The sequence below is a fragment of the Frigoribacterium faeni genome (genome assembly GCF_011761235.1).
Lineage (GTDB): Bacteria > Actinomycetota > Actinomycetes > Actinomycetales > Microbacteriaceae > Frigoribacterium > Frigoribacterium faeni_A.
Genome location: NZ_JAAOYW010000002.1, coordinates 442,585 through 462,142, shown reverse-complemented (window position 1 = coordinate 462,142; position 19,558 = coordinate 442,585). Strand labels below are relative to the sequence as shown.

The 19,558-nt window shown below is 74.2% G+C and carries 16 protein-coding genes; 10 read left to right on the top strand and 6 right to left on the bottom strand.

Annotation, left to right across the window (positions count from 1 at the left end; translation table 11 throughout):
* Nucleotides 1–8: 8 nt before the first annotated feature.
* Nucleotides 9–1,838 (top strand): ABC transporter ATP-binding protein, encoded by a 1,830-nt coding sequence (locus FHR78_RS08670; protein WP_166760120.1) that lies wholly within the window; start codon nt 9–11, stop codon nt 1,836–1,838.
* Nucleotides 1,835–3,808: an ABC transporter ATP-binding protein gene (locus FHR78_RS08665; RefSeq protein WP_208393045.1), complete on the top strand. Its 1,974-nt coding sequence runs from the start codon at nt 1,835–1,837 to the stop codon at nt 3,806–3,808. The genes FHR78_RS08670 and FHR78_RS08665 overlap by 4 nt, the downstream gene beginning before the upstream one ends.
* A 135-nt stretch (nt 3,809–3,943) precedes the next feature.
* On the opposite strand, the gene FHR78_RS08660 is transcribed toward FHR78_RS08665, so the two are convergent.
* The 4 genes from FHR78_RS08660 to FHR78_RS08645 form a co-directional block, all read right to left on the bottom strand.
* Nucleotides 3,944–4,360: a hypothetical protein gene (locus FHR78_RS08660; RefSeq protein ID WP_166760119.1), complete on the bottom strand. Its 417-nt coding sequence runs from the start codon at nt 4,358–4,360 to the stop codon at nt 3,944–3,946.
* 34 nt (nt 4,361–4,394) lie between these two features.
* A complete protein-coding gene (locus tag FHR78_RS08655) occupies nt 4,395–4,811 on the bottom strand; it encodes an MGMT family protein (RefSeq protein ID WP_166760118.1) in 417 nt (138 codons plus the stop codon).
* Nucleotides 4,808–5,281, bottom strand: a complete 474-nt coding sequence (locus FHR78_RS08650; RefSeq protein WP_166760117.1) for a GNAT family N-acetyltransferase — start codon at nt 5,279–5,281, stop codon at nt 4,808–4,810. The genes FHR78_RS08655 and FHR78_RS08650 overlap by 4 nt, the downstream gene beginning before the upstream one ends.
* Nucleotides 5,282–5,380: 99 nt before the next feature.
* Nucleotides 5,381–6,316: an ROK family protein gene (locus tag FHR78_RS08645; RefSeq protein ID WP_347878122.1), complete on the bottom strand. Its 936-nt coding sequence runs from the start codon at nt 6,314–6,316 to the stop codon at nt 5,381–5,383.
* A 335-nt stretch (nt 6,317–6,651) separates the two neighbouring features.
* On the opposite strand from FHR78_RS08645, the gene FHR78_RS08640 reads away from it, so the two are divergent.
* The 6 genes from FHR78_RS08640 to FHR78_RS08615 all read left to right on the top strand — a co-directional run bounded on the left by FHR78_RS08640 (nt 6,652) and on the right by FHR78_RS08615 (nt 14,915).
* Nucleotides 6,652–7,800: an ROK family protein gene (locus FHR78_RS08640; protein ID WP_166760115.1), complete on the top strand. Its 1,149-nt coding sequence runs from the start codon at nt 6,652–6,654 to the stop codon at nt 7,798–7,800.
* 166 nt (nt 7,801–7,966) lie between these two features.
* The gene (locus FHR78_RS08635) at nt 7,967–9,289 is read left to right on the top strand and encodes an extracellular solute-binding protein (RefSeq protein WP_208393044.1); all 1,323 of its coding nucleotides are present in this window, start codon (nt 7,967–7,969) and stop codon (nt 9,287–9,289) included.
* 88 nt (nt 9,290–9,377) lie between these two features.
* Nucleotides 9,378–10,340 (top strand): carbohydrate ABC transporter permease, encoded by a 963-nt coding sequence (locus FHR78_RS08630; RefSeq protein WP_166760113.1) that lies wholly within the window; start codon nt 9,378–9,380, stop codon nt 10,338–10,340.
* Nucleotides 10,337–11,302, top strand: coding sequence for an ABC transporter permease subunit (locus tag FHR78_RS08625; RefSeq protein WP_208393043.1), 966 nt, complete (start codon nt 10,337–10,339; stop codon nt 11,300–11,302). The genes FHR78_RS08630 and FHR78_RS08625 overlap by 4 nt, the downstream gene beginning before the upstream one ends.
* A 4-nt stretch (nt 11,303–11,306) precedes the next feature.
* Nucleotides 11,307–12,983, top strand: a complete 1,677-nt coding sequence (locus tag FHR78_RS08620; protein WP_166760112.1) for a family 20 glycosylhydrolase — start codon at nt 11,307–11,309, stop codon at nt 12,981–12,983.
* A gap of 150 nt (nt 12,984–13,133) precedes the next feature.
* Nucleotides 13,134–14,915: an N-acyl-D-amino-acid deacylase family protein gene (locus tag FHR78_RS08615; protein ID WP_166760111.1), complete on the top strand. Its 1,782-nt coding sequence runs from the start codon at nt 13,134–13,136 to the stop codon at nt 14,913–14,915.
* A gap of 49 nt (nt 14,916–14,964) precedes the next feature.
* Here FHR78_RS08615 and FHR78_RS08610 read toward each other — a convergent pair whose 3' ends face one another.
* Nucleotides 14,965–15,369, bottom strand: a complete 405-nt coding sequence (locus FHR78_RS08610) for a Rid family hydrolase (RefSeq protein WP_166760110.1) — start codon at nt 15,367–15,369, stop codon at nt 14,965–14,967.
* 111 nt (nt 15,370–15,480) lie between these two features.
* Here FHR78_RS08610 and FHR78_RS08605 point away from each other — a divergent pair, with 111 nt between their 5' ends.
* Both FHR78_RS08605 and FHR78_RS08600 read left to right on the top strand, forming a co-directional pair.
* Entirely contained in the window at nt 15,481–16,815 is a 1,335-nt protein-coding gene (locus tag FHR78_RS08605; RefSeq protein WP_166760109.1) for an alanine racemase, read from the top strand.
* Nucleotides 16,816–16,932: 117 nt separating this feature from the next.
* On the top strand, nt 16,933–18,459 hold the full coding sequence (locus FHR78_RS08600) for a hypothetical protein (protein ID WP_166760108.1): 1,527 nt from the start codon (nt 16,933–16,935) through the stop codon (nt 18,457–18,459).
* A 155-nt stretch (nt 18,460–18,614) separates the two neighbouring features.
* Here FHR78_RS08600 and FHR78_RS08595 read toward each other — a convergent pair whose 3' ends face one another.
* Nucleotides 18,615–19,481, bottom strand: a complete 867-nt coding sequence (locus FHR78_RS08595) for a copper homeostasis protein CutC (protein WP_166760107.1) — start codon at nt 19,479–19,481, stop codon at nt 18,615–18,617.
* Nucleotides 19,482–19,558 lie beyond the last annotated feature (77 nt).

Below are 19,558 nucleotides of genomic sequence, written 5' to 3'. Positions count from 1 at the left end.
GATCACCCATGTCTCAGAAGTCCCCTGCTCCTCCGTCCGCGACGCGTCGCCCGTCGACGTTCCGGGCGCTGATGCGCCTGCGCCCCTACGCCCGGCCGGCCATCCCGCGCATCGTGCTCGGTGCCGTCGCCGCGCTCGCCGCCGCAGTCGTGGCCCTGCTCATCCCCGCCGTCCTCCAGCTGCTCGTCGACGGTCCGCTGTCGAGCGGCGACCGGGCGCAGGTCTGGCCGGCCTTCGCCGTCGTGCTCGCCCTGGGCGTCGTCGAGGCGGCCATGATCGCCGCGCGCCGGCGGCTCGTGCTCACGCCGAGCACCCACGTCGAGGCGTCGATGCGCAACTCGCTCTACGCGAAGCTGCAGGACCTGCCCGTCGCGTTCCACGACCGGTGGCAGAGCGGCCAGCTGCTCAGCCGGTCGGTGAGCGACCTGTCGCTGATCCGTCGCTGGCTCGCCTTCGGCCTCGTGCTGCTGGTCGTCAACGTGCTGACGATCATCGTGGGCTTCGCCGTGCTCTTCTTCTACAGCCCCGTGCTCGCGGTGCTGTTCGTCGTCGCGTCGCTGCCGGTGTTCTTCGTCAGCTTCGCCTTCGAGAAGCGCTACTCGATCGTCGCCCGGCGCAGCCAGGACCAGGTCGGCGACCTGGCCACGAGCGTCGAGCAGAGCGTGCACGGCATCCGCGTGCTCAAGGCCTTCGGGCGGGGCAAGCACTCGCTCGACGAGTTCGCGAAGCAGGCCGACGACCTGCGGGGCACCGAGATCGAGAAGGCGCGGGCGATCAGCCGGCTGTGGCTCTGGCTGCTGCTCGTGCCCGACGTCGCCTTCGCGCTCTGCCTGCTCGGCGGCATCTGGCTGGCGGCCGACGGGCAGCTCACCGTCGGCCAGCTGTTCGCGTTCTTCGCGACGGCGACGGTGCTGCGCTGGCCGGTCGAGTCGATCGGGTTCCTGCTGTCGATGACCTTCGACACCCGCACGGCCGCCGACCGGTTCTTCGAGGTGCTCGACAGCGAGAACGCCGTCACCGACCCCGAGCACCCGGTCACCATCGAGGCGCCGGAGGGGCGGCTCGAGTTCGCGGACGCCCACTTCCGCTACCAGGACAGCCCCGCCCAGTACCCCGACCTCGTCAACGGCGTCGACCTCGTCGTCGAGCCGGGCGAGACCATGGCGCTCGTCGGGCTCACCGGCTCGGGCAAGACGACGCTGCTCGCCCTCGTCTCGCGCCTCTACGACGTCACGGGCGGCAGCGTCCGCATCGACGGCGTCGACGTGCGCGACCTGACGCGGCACGAGCTGCGCCGGCTGGTCGGCATGGCCTTCGAGGACGCCACGCTGTTCAGCGCGTCCGTGCGCGACAACGTGCTGCTCGGACGACCCGACCTCGCCGACGACCCCGACGAGGCGGAGCGCGTGCTGCGCGAGGCCCTCGACATCGCCCAGGCCGACTTCGTCGAGCGCCTGCCCGCCGGGGTCGACACCCTCGTCGGCGAAGAGGGGCTCAGCCTCTCGGGCGGCCAGCGCCAGCGGCTCGCGCTCGCCCGCGCGGTCGCGGCCCGACCGGCGATCCTCGTGCTCGACGACCCCCTGTCGGCGCTCGACGTCGACACCGAGGCGCGGGTCGAGGCCGGCCTGCGCCGGGTGCTGGCGTCGACGACTTCGCTGATCGTCGCGCACCGCCCGTCGACCGTGACGCTCGCCGACCGCGTCGCCCTGCTCGAGAACGGCAGGGTCACCGCGGTCGGCACCCACTCCGACCTGCTCGCCTCCAACGAGCACTACCGCTGGGTGATCTCGTCCCTCGACGACGACACCGCCCCCACCCGTGAGGAGGCGCTGGCATGACCGAGCAGACCACGCACGACCAGGCCGTGCGCCGAGACCAGGACGCGCCCGCGATCCCGCCGACGGGCCGCGACGACGGCTTCGTCGACGGCACGGGCGGCGGCCCCGCCCACGTCGCCCTCGACGGCCGCACCCCCGCCGAGAAGCGCGCCGAGCAGGGCTCCACCACCCAGGGCGTCCGGGGCGAGGAGCGCGACGACTTCACGAAGGCCGAGAGCAAGCGGCTGCGGCGACGCTCGCTGCGCCTCCTCGGCTCGTTGATCCGGCCGCTGCGCTGGCGGCTCGCGCTGATGGCGGTCGTCGTGATCGTCAGCACCGCGTCGCAGGTCGCCGGGCCGGCGCTGATCGCCTTCGGCATCGACAGCGCCCTGCCCGCGCTGATGGACCGGCAGGACTGGGCGCCGGCGATCCTCGTGGTCGTCGTGTACCTCGTGACGGGTGTGCTCGGCGCCGTGCTGATGGCGCAGTACACGGTGCTGTCGGCGCGCATCAGCCAGGCGATCCTGTTCGACCTGCGCAAGCGGCTGTTCCTGCACACACAGCGGCTCAGCCTCGAGTTCCACGAGACGTACACGTCGGGCCGCATCATCTCGCGGCAGACGAGCGACCTCGACTCGATCCGCGAGCTGCTCGACTCGGGCATCAACCAGCTCGTGTCGGGCCTGCTCTTCATGGGCTTCACGGCGATCGCGCTGGTCAGCGTCGACGCCCCGAGCGGGCTCGTGCTCGCGGTGGCGCTCGTGCCGCTGGTCGTGCTGACGCGCTGGTTCCAGGTGCGCTCGCAGAAGCTGTTCCGGGCGACGCGCGTCGCCAGCGCCCGGGTGATCGTGCACTTCGTCGAGACGATGACGGGCATGCGCGCGGTGCAGGCGTTCCGCAAGGAGGAGCGCAACGAGAAGGAGTACGCAGGCTACGTCGAGGAGTACCGCCAGGCCAACTCGAAGGTGTTCACCCTCTTCGGCACGTTCGACCCCGGCCTGGTGCTGATCGGCAACGCGACCCTCGCGGCCGTCGTGCTGTTCGGCGGGTTCCGCGTGATCGACGGCTCGCTCGAGATCGGCGCCCTGCTCGCGGCGGCGCTGTACGCCAAGCGCTTCTTCGACCCAGCCGAGGAGATGGCCATGTTCTACAACGGCTACCAGTCGGCGTCGGCGGCGCTCGAGAAGATCTCGGGCGTGCTCGAGGAGGAGCCGAGCGTGCCCGACCCCGAGACGCCCGTCGAGCTGCGCCACGCGAAGGGCGCCGTCGTGTTCGACGACGTCGAGTTCGCGTACTCGGCCGACACGGTCGTGCTGCCCGAGTTCGACCTCGACGTGCCCGCCGGGCAGACCATCGCCCTGGTCGGCTCGACCGGCGCGGGCAAGTCGACCCTGGCCAAGCTGATGTCGCGGTTCTACGACCCGACGCGCGGCCGGGTCACCCTCGACGGCGTCGACCTGCGCGACCTGCACCCGAAGGACCTCCGCCGGGCCATCGTCATGGTCACCCAGGAGGCCTACCTGTTCTCGGGCTCGGTGGCCGACAACATCGCCCTCGGCAAGCCCGACGCGACGCGCGACGAGATCGAGCGGGCCGCCCGGGCGGTCGGTGCGCACGAGTTCGTCGTCGCGCTGCCCGACGGGTACGACACCGACGTGAACAAGCGCGGCGGCCGGGTCTCGGCGGGGCAGCGCCAGCTGCTGTCGTTCGCCCGCGCCTTCATCGCCGACCCGGCGGTGCTCATCCTCGACGAGGCGACGGCGTCGCTCGACATCCCGTCCGAGCGCATGGTGCAGGAGGCGCTGCAGACCCTGCTCGCCGACCGCACCGCCGTCATCATCGCGCACCGCCTGTCGACGGTCGCGATCGCCGACCGGGTGCTCGTGATGGAGCACGGCCGCGTCGTCGAGGACGGCACCCCCGCCGACCTCATCGCGGGCACGGGGCGCTTCGCGCAGCTGCACGCGGCCTGGCGCGACTCGCTCGTCTAGCCCTCCCTCTCCCTCTCCTCGTTCAGGAACATCGGTCCTGCATCGCGCGAGGGGGAGAGGCAGGGTCCTGAACCGTGCACGGTTCAGGACCCTGCGCGGACGGGTTCCTGAATGCTGCGCACGGCGACGGCGGCGTCAGCCGTGCCAGGCCCAGACGGTGCCGTTGTCGGTGACGACCGTCCAGTCGTCGCAGTTCCACCCGGTCGTCGGCATGTCGACGGGCAGCCAGTCGGGAGACAGCGGCGGGGCGGCGGTGACGGGGTCGAGGGCGGTGCAGCCGGCCGTGTCGGCGACGGAGGCGGCGCTGCGGAACGTGAGGACCGCCTCCCCCGGGGACTCGCGACGGGCCACCGCGCGGATCTCGGTCGCGTCGGAGGGCACCCACGCGTCGAGCACGAACGACCGCGTGCCGGCCTTCGGGGCGTCGCCGTAGCGGGCGAACTCGTACGACTTCTCGTCCGAGCCGAGGCCCAGGGACGAGCAGGACGCGACGGAGGTGCAGACGGCGGCCGCGACGACGGCGGCGGCCACGAGACGGGCGAGCGAGGACATGCCTCCATCGAAGTGCCGGGGAGCCCGCGGCGCCTCAGCCGGAGGTGCCGACCGCCTCGTCCCCCAGGACGAACTCCGGCCACCAGGAGGCGCGGTCGAGGTCGACCCGGACGGTGCCGGTGCGCGACGTACGCAGCGGAGTGCTCTCCGCCCGCCAGTGCTCGAGGGCCCGCTGCCCGTGGCCCTCGGGGGCGTGCCCGGACGCCTTGACGACGCGCCACCAGGGCAGCTCGGACCCGGCGTGCGCCATGACCTTGCCGACGCCGCGCGACGACAGTGACCCGACTGCCGCCGCGACCGACCCGTACGACATGACCCGCCCCTCCGGGACGGACTCGACGACCGCGATGACGCGCGAGACGAAGTCGTCGCCGGCCGCGTCCGCACCGGGCTGTCCGAGACCTGGCTCGGGCTGCCCGTCGGCCGACCCGTCAGCCGACCCGGCGGTCACTCCGCGTGCGGGCCGGGCGCGATGGTGAGCGCCGCGAGGTGCTCGCCGTAGGGCGTCTCGCCGACGACCTCGAAGCCGATGTGGCCGAAGAACCGCTCGGGGCCGTCGTCGCCGGGCTCGTAGATGACGGTGAGCGTGTCGAAGCCGCGGCTGCGCGCCTCCCCGGCGAGGGCGTGCACGGCGAAGCGGCCGACGCCCTGGCCCTGGTGCTCGGCCGACACGTTGATGCGCCAGATGCAGCTGCGCAGCGACTCGTCGTCGGCCTCGGCGTCGAAGTTGCCCATGATGAAGCCGACCACCTCGTCGCCGTCGAGCACGACGCGGGGCCAGGCGGTGGAGGGGTTGACGTACGCCTCGGCGATCGAGTGCGAGACCGGGGCCACGAACTGTTCCTGGCCCGGCTTGAGCGTCAGGTTGTTGGCCGCCACGACGGTGGCGGCGGACAGGGTCTCGAGGCGCAGGTCCGACATGGCCTCAGGGTAACGGGGCGCCCGGCCGTGCACCACCGTCGTCCGGCTGAGGCCCGCCGACGTGCCGTGCCGCTCGCGGCGCGGGCAGCGTCGCCCGGGTCAGCCGGCCGCGGCGACCGGCACCGGGTCGGCGGGCGTGCCGGCCAGGGCGGCGCCCATCGCGGCCGCGGGCAGGCCGGCGGGCAGCAGCACGAGCCGCGAGGCGAGCTCGAGCGAGGCGATGAACGAGGAGGCGGCGCCCTGGTCCGCGAGCGCGTCGCGCACGGGCCCCATCAGGTCGTCGCCGAGCGCGCTCAGGCCGCCGCCGACGACGACGGTCTGCACGTCGACGGTGAGGGCGAGCAGGCGGACGGCCTGGGCGACCCCGTCGACGAGGACGGCGCGGGCCCGCAGCGCGGCGTGGTCGCCCGTGGCCGCGGCGTCGAGCAGGGCGCGCGCCGGGTGCAGCGCCGTCGTCGGCCAGAGGCGCGCCGCGGCGGAGCCGGAGGCGACGGTCTCGAGGCAGCCGCGCTGGCCGCAGGCGCACCAGGCCCCCGCCGGGTCGACGGGCACGTGGCCGATCTCGCCGGCCGCGCCGTGGGCTCCGCGGCGCAGCCGGCCGTCGAGCACGAGCCCGGCGGCGAGCCCGGTGCCGAGGTTGAGGTAGGCGGCAGAGCCCTGCAGCCCGAGGGCGTGCCAGGCGCCGAGGGCCGCGGCGTTGACGTCGTTCTCGACCCGGACGGGGGCGCCGACGCGGCGTGCGAGCTCGTCGCCCAGGGGGACGTCGACGAGCCCGAGGTTCACGGCGTGCGCGACCCTGCCGGTGGCCGGGTCGACGACGCCGGGCACGCCCACGCCGATCGAGTCGAGCGCCTGCGGCGGCACGCCGGTCAGGGCCGCCAGGTGCCGCACTGCCTCGACCGCGTTGCCGACGACCTCGTCCGCGCCGTAGCCGGAGGCGAGGCGGACGCGGTGCACCGGAGCGCGGGAGGCGAGCGCGTCGTCGACGGCCACGGCGTCGATCTTGGTGCCGCCGATGTCGAGGCCGATCCTCACCGCAGCACCTCGAGCCGAGGGGCGCGCAGCCCTCGGGGCGCGGCCGGGGATCGCCGGGCGACGGCGCCGCGGGCGGCGGGTGAGGGCCTGCTCATGTTCGTTAGTAAAGCTTACTAACCCGGGGGTGGCAAGACCGTGAGGCCCGCGAAGTCGGGCACATTTCGGGTATTGACCGGCCGTGTTTCCTGCTCGTAAACTCGCCGCACCAGCCTTGACAACGTGTTTGTAAGGCATTTTTACTAAACGGCAACGCTGCCGGGCCCGACTCCTCAGACGAGACGGTGCACGCCTCTCGAGGCCCCGGTCGGCGACGCCCGAGACGAGAGGAGGCGACCGTGCCCCGAACGGCCGCTCCCCGTGCCGACGCGCTGCGCGTCACGGCGAAGTCGCTGCCGCAGCACACGCGGGCCCACAACCGCTCCCTCGTGCTGCAGACCCTCTGGCGCCAGGGCTCGATGAGCCGCGCCGACCTCGCCCGCGAGAGCGGCCTCACCCGGCCCACCGTGTCGGGCATCGTGCAGGAGCTGAGCGACGACGGCGTCGTGGTCGAGCTCGGCCTGCGCGAGGACGCCCGGGTCGGCAAGCCCGCCACCCTCGTCGGCATCCGTCCCGACTCGTTCCACATCCTGGCCCTCGACCTCTCGTCGGCCCAGCGGTTCTCGGGCGCCGTCGTCGACGTCCGCGGCGAGGTCGTCGGCCGGGCCAGCGTGGACATCGACGGCGCGACGGGCGAGGACGCGGTGGCGCTGGCCGAGCGCCTCGTCGACGAGCTCTCCCTGCTGACGACCACGCGCCTCCTCGGGGTCGGGGTGGGCACGCCCGGCATCGTCGACCACCAGGGCGTGGTCCGCACCGCCGTGCACCTCGGCTGGTGGGACCTGCCGCTCGCCGCTCGTCTCAGCGCCCGCGCGGGCGTGCCGGTGCACGTCGGCAACGACGCGAACCTCGCCGCCCTGGGCGTGCACACCTTCGGCGAGCCCGACCGCGACCCGTCGCGCAGCCTCATGGTGATCACCATCGAGCACGGCGTCGGCGTCGGCCTCATCGTCGGGGGAGCGCTCGTCGAGGGCGACCGGTTCTCGGCCGGCGAGATCGGGCACGTCACCGTCGACGACGGCGGCGACGTCTGCGCCTGCGGCCGACGCGGCTGCCTCGAGGTCTCGCTGGCGGCCCCGGGCCTGTCGGCCCGCCTCCTCGGCGTCGACCCGGGCTCGCGCGGCGCGGTGCTGCACGCCGCCGGTCGCGACCTCGGCCTCGTGCTCGCCCCCGTGGTGAGCGCCCTCGGGCTCGACGAGGTCGTGCTCTCGGGGCCGCGCGAGCTGCTCGACGGGGTGCTGCCGCGCGCCGCGCTCGAGACGGTCCGCGCCCGGACGCTGTCGGCCGTGAGCAACGGGCTCGTGCTCCGCTACGCCGGGGACGACCGCGACCTGGCCGTGCTCGGCGCCGCCTCCCTCGTGCTCTCGGCCGAGCTGGGCGTCTCGTGACCCCGCCCGCGAGCCCGGCCCGTGGGTCCTCCCCAGGCCCGTCGACGAGCCCGTCGACCACAGACCGCACCACCCGCACCAGCACCACCCGCACCTGCTCCACCACCATCACTCCCAGCAGCACCACGCGGCACCGCCGCCCCGTCCACGAGGAGACACAATGCGAATGACACGTCACACAGCGGTCGCGGCCCTCGGCCTCACGGCCGCCCTGGCCCTGACGGCCTGCTCGAGCGCGGGCACGGCAGGAGGCGGCGGCAGCGACGGGCCGAAGACGGTGCCCACCACGAAGGGCGACGGCGAGACGCTGACCGTCTGGGTCATGACGGGCGACTACACCGACGAGACCATCGCGGCGATCAACGACGAGTTCACGGCGCAGACCGGGGCGAAGGTCGACGTGCAGACCCAGCAGTGGGACGGCATCACCACCAAGGTCAGCACGGCGCTCGCGACGAACACCCCGCCCGACGTGCTCGACCTCGGCAACACCCAGGTGGCCAGCTACGCCGAGAACGGCGCGCTGCTCGACCTCACCGACTACGCCGACGACCTCGCACAGGGCCAGGAGTGGCTCACCGGCCTCGAGGAGCCGGCGACCGTCGACGGCTCGCTCTACGGCGTGCCCGGCTTCGCGGGCACCCGTGCCGTGATCTACAACAAGGCCCAGTGGGCGGCCGCGGGCATCACCGACGAGCCCACCACCTACGACGAGCTCACCGCCGACCTCGACGCCCTGAAGGCCGCCAACACGGCCAGCGACTACTCGCCCTTCTACATGCCCGGTCAGTACTGGTACGCCGGCATGCAGTTCGTCTGGGACGCCGGCGGCGAGATCGCGACCCAGGCCGACGACGGCACGTGGGAGGCGGGGCTCGGCTCGGACGAGGCGCAGCAGGGCCTCGAGGACTTCGTCGAGTTCCAGAACGCCTACTCGACCGGCGCCTCGCAGACCCTCGACACCGACGTGCCCGACCAGAACCAGGTCTTCGCCGACGGCAAGACCGGCGCGATCCTCGGCACGAACGGCAAGATCGACCTCATCAAGGAGGCGAACCCGGCGCTGACCGACGACGACTTCGGCACGTTCCCGTTCCCCGGCAAGTCGGGCGACACGCAGCCCGTCATGCTCGGCGGCTCGGACTGGGGCATCGCCGCGAAGAGCGCGAACACCGACCTCGCCCTGCAGTGGGCCAAGATCGCCGCGAGCCCCGAGATCCAGAACGACTGGGTCTACGGCAACGACGGCTGGATCCCGAACAGCACCGACGGCATCGAGGCGGCGCAGAGCACCCTCGGCGACATCGACGAGGGCTTCTTCACCGCCGCGCTGAACTCGAAGGCCACCCCCGCGAGCGGCAACTGGGCCGCGCTCGAGGGCGACCGCAGCATCAACGAGCTCTTCTCGAGCATCGCGTCGGGCAGCAAGACGCCCGAGGCCGCCGCGAAGTCGTTCGACAGCTCGACGAACGACGCGCTGAACAAGTAGCCGGCCGGGGCGCCGCACGACGAGCTCGTGCGGCGCCCCGCCCCCGCCCTGCCCTCGACTCGAGTCCCACCCGACCCAGGAAGCAGTCATGGCCGTCACGACAGCGCCGCCCGTCACTCCCCGTCAGGACGCCCCCGCCGGCCCCGCGCCGCGGCCGCGCAAGAAGCGTCAGCTCGCCCCGCTCTGGTTGCTGAGCCCCGCGGGGATCGTCCTGCTCGTCGTCATGGTGGCGCCGATCGTGTTCCTGGTCTTCACCTCGTTCACGAACTACGACCAGCGCAGCCTGTTCACCGGGGCGTACGAGTCGGTGGGCGTGCAGCAGTACGTCACGCTCTTCACCGACAGCGACTTCTGGTGGTCGCTGCTGCGCACGGTGCTCTTCACCGCGGCGATGGTGCTCGGCAGCGTCCTGATCGGCATGGGGGTCTCGCACCTGCTGACGCGGATCCACACGAGCATGCGGTACGTCGTCACCGTCGTGCTGATCTTCGCGTGGGCGATGCCGAACGTCGCCTCCTCGCTGGTCTGGAACTGGCTGTTCCAGCCCGGCTACGGCGTCGTCAACTGGATGCTCAGCCAGCTGCGCGTGTTCGGCGACATGACCGACACGCAGTGGTCGAACGACCCGCTGCTGTCGTACACGTCGATCTGGATGCTGATCGTCTGGCAGGCCGTGCCGTTCATCGCCCTGACCCTCTACGCCGCCGAGACGCAGGTCTCGCCCGAGTACAAAGAGGCCGCGCGGCTCGACGGCGCCGGCGAGTGGCGCGTGTACCGCGACGTGACCCTGCAGTTCCTCAAGCCGACGCTGCTGCTCGTGACGATCCTGTCGATCATCTGGGACTACAACGTCTTCAACCAGATCTGGCTCGTCTCGCAGGGCGGCCCCGACGACGCGACCTCGACCCTGGGCGTGTTCATGTACAAGACGGCCTTCGTCGGCTTCGAGATCGGCCAGGGCGCCGCCATCTCGGTCGTCACGACCCTGCTGCTGCTCGGCCTCACCGCGTTCTACATCCGCAACCTGATCCGCTCGGGAGAAGACCTGTGACCACGACAGTCCCCACCGGCGTCGGCGCGTCCGCGACCGACGGCCCCTCCGAGACCGCGGCCGCGGCCGACTCGGCGACCCCCGCCTCCGTCGACGGCACCGCAGGGGGCGCGGCGTCCGTCCGCCGGCAGCGTCGCCGCAAGAAGCCCCGCTGGGTCAGCAACACCATCGCCGTCGTCTTCAGCGCGGTGTGGATCTTCCCCGTCTACTGGATGGTCAACACGGCGTTCAAGCCCCGCTCGGAGTCGATGACCTCGACCCCGCTGTTCCTGCCGCGGAACCCGACGCTCGACAACTTCGTCGTGGCCGTCACGCAGAGCGGGTTCCTGGTGAACCTGCGCAACAGCGCGGTGGTCGTGGTCGCGACCGTGCTGCTCGCGATCATCCTCGGCTTCTTCGCGGCGGCCGCGCTCTCGCGGTTCCGGTTCCGCGGGCGCCGCACGATCATGATCGTGATCCTCGCGGTGCAGATGCTGCCCACGACGGCGCTGCTCATCCCGTTGTTCCTGATCTTCAACAGCCTCGGGCTGCTGGGCACCTACGCGGGCCTCGTGCTCGCCTACATCGCGACGGTGCTGCCGTTCTCGATCTGGGTGATGCGAGGGTTCTTCGTCGCGATCCCGATGGAGGTCGAGGAGGCCGCCCAGCTCGACGGGGCGAACACCTGGCAGGTGCTGACGCGCATCCTCTTCCCGCTGGTGGCGCCGGGGGTCATCGCGACGAGCATCTTCGCCTTCATCGCGGCCTGGAACGACTACATCATCGCCTACACGTTCATGAAGGACCAGTCGATGTACACGCTGCCCGTGTGGCTCGCGTCGTTCGTCTCGCAGAACACCGGCACCGACTCCGGCGGGCAGATGGCCGCGAGCGTGCTGTTCTCGCTGCCGGTCGTCGTCTTCTTCGTCATCATCCAACGCAACCTGGTGTCGGGCATGTCCGCCGGCGCCGTGAAGGGCTAGAACCGTGACCGACCCCCTGCTGCTGCCCCGCGTCGACCGGCTGACCCGCGCCTCCGGCGCCTACCTGCTCGACGCCGCGACCCGGATCTCCGGCCCTGACGAGCTGCTCGGCACCGTGGCCTGGCTGCAGGCCGCCCTGCGTCCCGTGACCGGCCTGCCGCTGCGCGACGGCGACGGCGACGGCACCGGCATCACGCTCGACCTCGACCCGGCCCTCGACGACGAGGGCTACCGGGTCGAGGTGCGACCCGCGGGCGTCCGCATCACCGGGGGCACGGCGGCCGGCGTGTTCTACGGCGCACAGGTGCTGCTGCAGCTGCTGCCGCCCGAGGTGCACCGCCGGTCGCTCGTCGAGGGGGTCGAGTGGTCGGTGCCCGCCGTCGACGTGGCCGACTCGCCCCGCTTCGGCTGGCGCGGCATGCACCTCGACGTGGCGCGGCACTTCATGCCGGCGCACGACGTCATGCGCCTGATCGACCTGATGGCGATGCACCGCCTCAACACGCTGCACTGGCACCTGACCGAAGACCAGGGCTGGCGCATCGAGATCCTCAAGTACCCCCGCCTCACGACGGTAGGCGCGTGGCGTGCCTCGTCGCAGGTCGGCGCGGGGCCCGAGGCGACCCAGGACGGCCGGCCGCACGGCGGCTTCTACACGCAGGCCGACATCCGCGAGGTCGTCGCCTACGCCGCCGCCCGGCACGTGACGATCGTGCCCGAGGTCGACGTGCCCGGGCACTCGATGGCCGCGATCACCGCCTACCCGCACCTCGGCGTCGGGGCGGTCGAGCTCGGCGGCGCACCGGTGCCCGAGCCGCGGCAGATCGCGGTCGGCACCGAGTGGGGCATCTTCGACGACGTGCTCAACACCGAGCAGTCGACCGTCGACTTCTACCGGGACGTGCTCACCGAGGTGATGGCGCTGTTCCCGGGCACCTGGATCGGCGTCGGCGGCGACGAGTGCCCCAAGGCCCAGTGGCAGTCGGACCCCCGCACGCAGGAGCTCATGCGCGAGCGGGGCCTCGCCGACGAGGAGCAGCTGCAGGCCTGGTTCATCGGGCAGCTCGACGAGCACGTGACGGCCGCGGGGCGCCGCACCTTCGGCTGGGACGAGATCCTCGAGGGGCACGGAGCCGCCGGTGCCCGCCCGATGTCGCCCGGCGCGACCGTCGCCTCCTGGCGCGGCATGACGGGCGCGGTGACCGCCGCCCGGCTCGGCTACGACGTCGTCGCGTGCCCCGACGACCAGGTGTACCTCGACTACCGGCAGTCCGACTCGCCCGACGAGCCGATCCCCGTCTCGATCGTGCTCGGGCTCGAGGACGTCTACGCGTTCGAGCCCGTCCCGGCCGAGCTGACGCCCGAGGAGGCGCGGCACGTGCTGGGCGGCCAGGCGAACGTCTGGACCGAGCACATGGACTCGCCCCGCACCGTCGACTTCCTCGTGTTCCCCCGCCTCTGCGCGGTGGCCGACGTGCTCTGGTCGGACGCGCCGCGCGACTTCGCGGGGTTCTCCGCCCGGCTGGACCACCACCTCCTGCGCCTCGACGCCGCGGGGGTCGAGTACCACCGGGCGTCCGGACCGCTACCGTGGCAGACGCGCCCCGGCGTGCCCGGCCGGCCCGCCTCGCGCGAGGAGCGCGCGGCGTACATCGCCGAGGTCACGGCCAACATCGCCTGAGCCCCCGGCCCTGTGCCTGCCCCAGCCCCTGCCTGGTCTCTCACCGTTCAGGAACATGTGTCCTGAACCGTGCGGCTCAGGACGCACCGGTCCTTGATCGTGCATCGTCCAGGACGGGGCGGTGCCCGGTTCCTGAACGAGGAAGGACACATGTCGACGCTGGTCATCACGCGAGCGACGGTCCACGACGGCCGAGGAGGCGCGGGTCGGGTCGCCGACGTCGTCGTGCGCGACGGGGTGGTCACGGCCGTGGGCCCCGGGGCAGGGGCCTCCGTGGTCGAGGCGGGCCGCGCCTCCTCGGCTCGGGGCGCCGCTGCCGGGCCGGCGGGCCGGGCCGGCGGGGGAGCGGCCGAGCACGCGCCCGGCCGCGCCCCGCGGGTGGTCGACGGTCGCGGGCTCGAGGTGCTGCCCGGGTTCGTCGACGTGCACGCGCACGACGACGCGGCGCTGTTCCGGCCGGGCGGCACGGCCCCCAAGACGGCGCAGGGCGTGACGACGACCATCGTCGGCAACTGCGGCCAGGGCGCGGCCCCGTCGCCCGCCGACCCGGCCGACCGGTCGCTCGAGCAGTACTCGCTGCCGGTGCTCGGGGAGTTCCCCGACCGGCGCTGGGCGACCTTCGGCGACTACGTCGAGACGCTCGCCCGCGAGCCGCTCGGCCTGCACGCCCGGGCGCTCGTGCCGCACGCGCCGGTGCGTGCCGCCGTGCTCGGCATGGTGCGCCGCCCCGCCGACGCGGCCGAGACGGCGCGCATCGCGGGCGCCGTCGGGGACGCGCTCGACGCCGGCGCCCTCGGCGTCTCGCTCGGCCTCATGTACGCGCCGGGCGACGCGGCCGACCGGCCCGAGCTGCTCGCGATCGCCCGCGAGGTCGCGGCGCGCGACGGACTGCTCGTCGCGCACGTGCGGAACGAGGCCGACGGTCTGCGCGCCTCCGTCGACGAGCTGGCCTCGCTCGGCCTCGAGACGGGCGCCCGCGTGCACGTCAGCCACCTCAAGGTCACCGGCCCGCGCAACGTCGGGGGCATGGGCCGGATCATCGACCGGCTCGACGCCCTGCGCGACCAGGGGCTCGACGTCTCGGCCGACGTCTACCCGTACGACGCGGGCAGCACGACGGTGGCGTCGCTGTTCCCGCCGTCGACGGCCGACCGGGGCGTCGCCAGCCTGCTCGAGGCGCTGTCCGACCCGGTGAGCCGCAGGGCGGTGCTCGCCGGGCTCGACCGGCCCTGGGAGGGCACGGCGCTCGAGAACCAGTGGGCGGCCGTCGGGCCGACGCGCATCCTGCTCGCCGGGTTCGCCCGCCCCGAGAACGCGGGGCTGGAGGGACGCAGCGTGGCGGACATCGCCGTCGAGCTCGGCGGCGACCCGCGCGAACTGTTGGCCGACCTCGTCCTCGCCGAGCGCGGCGCCCTCACCGTCATCGTGTTCCACACCGACGTCGAGGGCATGCGCACCGCCCTCGCCTGGCCCCACACGCTCGTCGGGTCGGACGGGCTGCCGCGCGAGACCGGCACTGTGCACCCGCGGCTCTACGGCACCTTCGCCCGCGCGCTCGACGTGTACTCCGGCCCGGGGCCGTCGGCGGTGCTGAGCCGCGAGGAGGCGGTGCACCGGATGAGCGTGGCCGCCCACGAGCGGTTCCGGCTCGGCGCCGACAGGGCCAGGGGCGGCGGCGGCGGGTCCGGAGCCTCAGGGGGGACAGCCGCCGGGCCCGGAGCCGCCGGGCCCGGGGCCGTCGTACAGGGCGCGGTCATGCCGGGCGGGGTCGTGCCGGGCGCCGTCGCCGACCTGCAGCTCGTCGACCCGGCGGCCTACGCCGACCGGGCCACCTACGCCGAACCGCGGCGCTCGCCGTCAGGGGTGCTCGGCGTGTGGGTCGCGGGCGAGCTCGTGGCGGGAGAGCTCGCCGCGAGGCCCGTCGGTGGCTGACGCTGCTCCGCCCCGCGCCGCATCGCCCCGCGCCGCGACGCCCCGCGGCCTAGCCGAGCACGGCGAGCGCGTCGATCTCGACGAGCATCGCCTCGTTCGGCAGCTCGACGAAGATCGTCGTGCGCGTCGGGAACACGCCCGACGTGACGTTCGCGCGCACCCACTGCTCGTAGGCGGCGTTCATCTCGGCGAAGTCGCTGCGTTGCGTGAGGAACACGCGCAGCGACATGACGTCGTCGACGGTGCCGCCCGCCGCCTCCACGATCGCCGCGACGTTGTCGAGGGTGCGCAGGGTCTGCGCGGTGAGGTCGCCGCGGAAAAGGTACTCGCCCGTCGCCGGGTCCTGCGGGCCCTGGCCCGACACCGAGAGGAACCCGTTCTTCAGCACCCCCTGCGAGAAGATCGGCATGGGGGTCGGGGCTCCGGTGGTGGTCACCTGGGTCTTGTCGCTCACAGGGGTGGTCCTTCCGAGTCGAGGAGGCGGTGGCTGTGGACGACGCGCTCGTCGCGTCGTCGCCCTGCAAAGCTATCGGCAGACCACCCGCGCCACGACGAGAGGACCCCCGTGCAGACGTCCAAGGCCACCTTCGCGAGCGGGCACCGACCGGTGCCGCTGCTCGACCTGCCCACGCCCCTCCTCACCCTCGACCTCGACGCCCTCGGCCACAACGTCGACACGATGGCCGCGTGGTGCCGCGCCGCGGGCGTCGACCTCGCCCCGCACGGCAAGACGACGATGTCGCCCGACGTCTGGCGGCTGCAGCTCGACGCCGGGGCCTGGGGCATCACGGTCGCGACCGCCTTCCAGGCGTCGGTCGCACGCGAGGCCGGCGTGCCGGTCGTCGTGCTCGCCGGCACGACGTTCCACGAGGAGGCGCTGGTCGCCCTCGCGACCGACCCCGGGTCGTCGCGCGTGCTGATGTGGGTCGACTCGGTCGACGCGGTCCGTCTCGCCGACGAGGCGCTCGCCCGGGCGGCCTCCCGGGCGGCCTCCCGCACGGCCGACGCGCCCGCACCCGTCCCGCCGCTCGCGGTGCTCGTCGAGATCGGCTCGCCCGTGGGCCGCACCGGAGCCCGCACCGTGGCCGAGGCGCTCGCCGTGGTCGACGCCGTCGTCGCCGCGCCGCACCTCGTGCTGGCGGGCGTGACCGGCTACGAGGGAGCCCTGACGCACGACGTCGACGGCGCTGGCATCCACCTGGTCGACGACTACCTCCGCACCGTCCTCGAGCTGCTCGACGCGATCGACCCCGCGGCCTTCGCGCCGTGGCTCGCCGACGGCGGCGACGTCGTCGTCAGCGCGGGCGGCAGCGTCTACTTCGAGCGGGTGGTCGCGGTGCTCGCCGAGCGGCACGACCCCGACGGCGCCCGGGGCCCCCGCACCCGCGTCGTGCTGCGCTCCGGCTCGTACGTCGCCCACGACCACGACCTCTACCGCCGGCTCACGCCCTTCGCCCGCGACACGACGCCCCCGATCGACGGCGCCACCGGCGACGAGGCCTTCGAGCCGGCGATCGAGCTGTGGGCGACGGTCATCTCGCGTCCCGAGGCCGAGCTCGCGCTCCTGAACGTCGGGCGTCGCGACACCGCCGACGACGAGGGCCTGCCGCTGCCGCTCGACGCGTGGCGGCCGGGCGCAGGAGGCGCGGCTCACGACGCCTCCGCGCCGCGCCTCGACGGAGTGCTCGACGGCGCCGTGGTGACCGCCCTGAACGACCAGCACGCGTTCCTGGCGCTGGGCGCCTCCTCGGGGCTGGCCGTGGGCGACCTGGTGCGGCTCGGCGTCTCGCACCCCTGCACGACGCTGTCGCAGTGGCGCGAGCTGTCGCTCGTGCGCGGCGGCACGGCCGAACGGGAGCAGCCTCCCGTCGTCGAGGGCACCTGGTCGACGCGGTTCTGAGCCCGAGCCTGCCCGGCGTGCCCGGCAGCGGCGGCTAGAGCCAGGCCCGACCGACCCCGGCCCGGCCAGGCCAAGCCCGACCCCGACCCGGGCAGCGGCGGCGGCTAGGGTCGGGGCATGGGCGTGGGGACTCCGAGCAGGCGACGGTGGCAGCTGGCCGCAGGGGCGGCGACGGTCGCGCTGCTGCTCGGCGGCTGCGTGTACTTCCCCGACTCGGCCGGGCCGCTGCGCGACCTCGAGGCCTGGGCTCTCGACCAGGACGGGGTCGTCGACGTCGCCGACAGCGGCTCCGAGCTGACGAACCCGGCCAACCCGTTCTCCGGCGACTCCGTCGGCGTCGCCACCATCGTGCTCGACGACGACTCCGACGTGGACGACGTCGTGCGGCTCGCCCGGGCCGTGCGCGCCTGGGCCGACGAGCGCCCGGACGACGCCTTCGAGCTCAGCGTCGACGGCCCGACGGGCGGCGTCGCCGTGTCGGACGACGACGACGTGCTCGACTCGTCGCTCGCCCTCGTCGAGCAGGCCGCCGACGACCCGGACGTGGTGGGCGTCGACGTCGAGCTCGTCGCGGACTCGGTCTCGTCCACCGTGGTCGTGCGACGGGCCGACGACGCACCGGCCTCCTGGGTCTGGACGACCTGGGCCGACGCCGTCGCCGCGCGGGGGCTGGCGGCCGACGTGCAGGTGGTCCTGCCCGAGGGCGGCACCGACCCCGGCAGGGACGGCCTCACGGCAGCCCGCGAGGCCTCCGACGAGCTCTCCGTGAGCGGGGTCCGCCGGTTCGCGGCCCCCTCCGGCGCCGCCGGGACGATCGGCCCCGAGCTGACCTGGCTCGACGCGCTCGACGTCGCGACCGGGGCCCCGGGCGTCCCCGGCGTGGTCGGCTGGCGCGTCGACACGACCGACGGCGGCACCGCCGACCTCGCCGTCGGGTCGCGCGGCGACGTGGACGCCGTCGACGCCGCCGCCCGGGCGCTGCCGGGCGCGGAGTCCCTGACGGCGCTCACCGTGACCTGGGGCGACGTGGTCCTCGACGCCGGAGCCCGCCCCGACGCGCCCGCGCGGCAGCTCTGGGAGGCGCTCTCGACCCTGACCGACCTCACGAGCGTGGCCGTCGGGGCCGACACGCTGACCGCCGCCACGGCCGACCCCGGCGTCGGCGCCGCGCTGGCGGAGTCGCTCGCCGAGGTGCCGGGCGCCGGCGACGTCGTGCTGACCCTCGACCTGCGGGCCCGCGACGGCGACGGCGACGGCGAGGGCGAGGTCGACGTGCAGGGGGCGTCCGCCGCGACGGCCGCCACGGTGCTCGACGGGCTCGCCGCGCTGACCGACGACCCGGCACGGGTGATCTCGTACGTGCGCGACGACGGAGCGGTCGACCTCTACGTCGACGACCGCTGGACGACGCAGGGCACCACGGCCGTGACCACGGCCCTCGCCGGCGTGACGGACGGGACCCCGGTCAGCGTCGCCTTCGACCCGGTGCGCGAGGACGCCGAGGGGGAGCCGTGGGCCGCCTCCTTCGTCGCCTCGGCGGGGCTGGCCGCCGCCGACCTCGACGTGCGGGCGGAGGGGGTCGACCCCGCCGCGACACGGTCGCGCACCGACGAGTTCGTCGCCGCGTGGAACCGCCTGCGCTGAGGCCCGACCGGCCCCGGCGGCCCGGCGGCCCGCCCGGCCCGACCGGCCCCGCGGCCCCGCGGCCCCGCCGGGCGAGTCCGTCGCGGGCGGGCGGTGACGACGGCCCGTCCCCGACGGACTCGCCCGCACCCCGTGCCGGCGCCGCGCCGCCTGCGTCAGACCGCGGCGTCGACCGCCGCCCGCGCCGCCCGCACCACGGAGGCGTCGGTCACCGCGTACGCGTCGCTCGCGCCGGCCGCCCCCAGCGACACGAGCCCCGCCCCGTCTCCGCCGTCGAGCTCGGAGGACGTCGACGCCGTGGTCGACGCCGACAAGTGCACGCCGGACACGCCCGCCGCCACGAGGGCGGCCACGTCGTCGACGCGCACGCCGCCCCCGGCCATCACCTCGACCGTGCCGGCCGCGGCGACCATCTCGGCGAGGACCCCCGCGGCGAGCCCGTCGCCCGCCCGCGACGCGCCGCCCGAGGTGAGCACGCGGTCGACGCCCAGGCCGGCCAGCGCGGCCACCGCGTCGACGGGGGAGGCGGCGCGGTCGACGGCCCGGTGCACGGTGACGTCGAGGCGCGCGCCGCCGAAGTCGGCCGAGCGCCCGGCCGCGGCCTCGCGGGCGGCGCCGACCAGCCGGGCCACGGCGTCGAGGTCGAGCGAGCCGTCCGCGCGCAGCGCGCCCACGACGACGCCGGCCACGCCGCCGGCGACGAGCGTGCGCACCTCGCGGTCCATGACGTCGAGGTCGGCGTCGTCGTAGACGAAGTCGCCGCCGCGCGCCCGGACGAGAGCGTGCACCGGGACGCCCGTCGCGACCACCGCCTCCACCAGGCCCTGGGACGGGGTGACGCCGCCGATCTCGAGCGCGGTGCAGAGCTCGACCCGGTCGGCGCCGCCGGCCAGCGCGGTGCGGGCTCCGCCCAGCGAGGTCACCGCGATCTCGAGCGCGACCCGCCGCCCGGCCCGCCCCGCCCGCCCGGCCTGCCCGGACGTGGCCGACGAGGACGAGGAGGCGCGCGTGCGGTCGTTCATCCCCCGATCCTCCCAGAGGCGCGGACCTCGCCGCCGAGGGCGGGTCTTCCGGGCCGACGGCGGGTCGGCGCCCACCC

Excerpts from the sequence above, each read along its gene's own strand:
- FHR78_RS08670 (WP_166760120.1), top strand. The coding sequence starts at position 9 with ATGTCTCAGAAGTCCCCTGCTCCTCCGTCCGCGACGCGTCGCCCGTCG.
- FHR78_RS08665 (WP_208393045.1), top strand. The coding sequence starts at position 1,835 with ATGACCGAGCAGACCACGCACGACCAGGCCGTGCGCCGAGACCAGGAC.
- FHR78_RS08660 (WP_166760119.1), bottom strand. The coding sequence starts at position 4,360 with ATGTCCTCGCTCGCCCGTCTCGTGGCCGCCGCCGTCGTCGCGGCCGCC.
- FHR78_RS08650 (WP_166760117.1), bottom strand. The coding sequence starts at position 5,281 with ATGTCGGACCTGCGCCTCGAGACCCTGTCCGCCGCCACCGTCGTGGCG.
- FHR78_RS08635 (WP_208393044.1), top strand. The coding sequence starts at position 7,967 with ATGACACGTCACACAGCGGTCGCGGCCCTCGGCCTCACGGCCGCCCTG.
- FHR78_RS08630 (WP_166760113.1), top strand. The coding sequence starts at position 9,378 with ATGGCCGTCACGACAGCGCCGCCCGTCACTCCCCGTCAGGACGCCCCC.
- FHR78_RS08615 (WP_166760111.1), top strand. The coding sequence starts at position 13,134 with ATGTCGACGCTGGTCATCACGCGAGCGACGGTCCACGACGGCCGAGGA.
- FHR78_RS08600 (WP_166760108.1), top strand. The coding sequence starts at position 16,933 with ATGGGCGTGGGGACTCCGAGCAGGCGACGGTGGCAGCTGGCCGCAGGG.
- FHR78_RS08595 (WP_166760107.1), bottom strand. The coding sequence starts at position 19,481 with ATGAACGACCGCACGCGCGCCTCCTCGTCCTCGTCGGCCACGTCCGGG.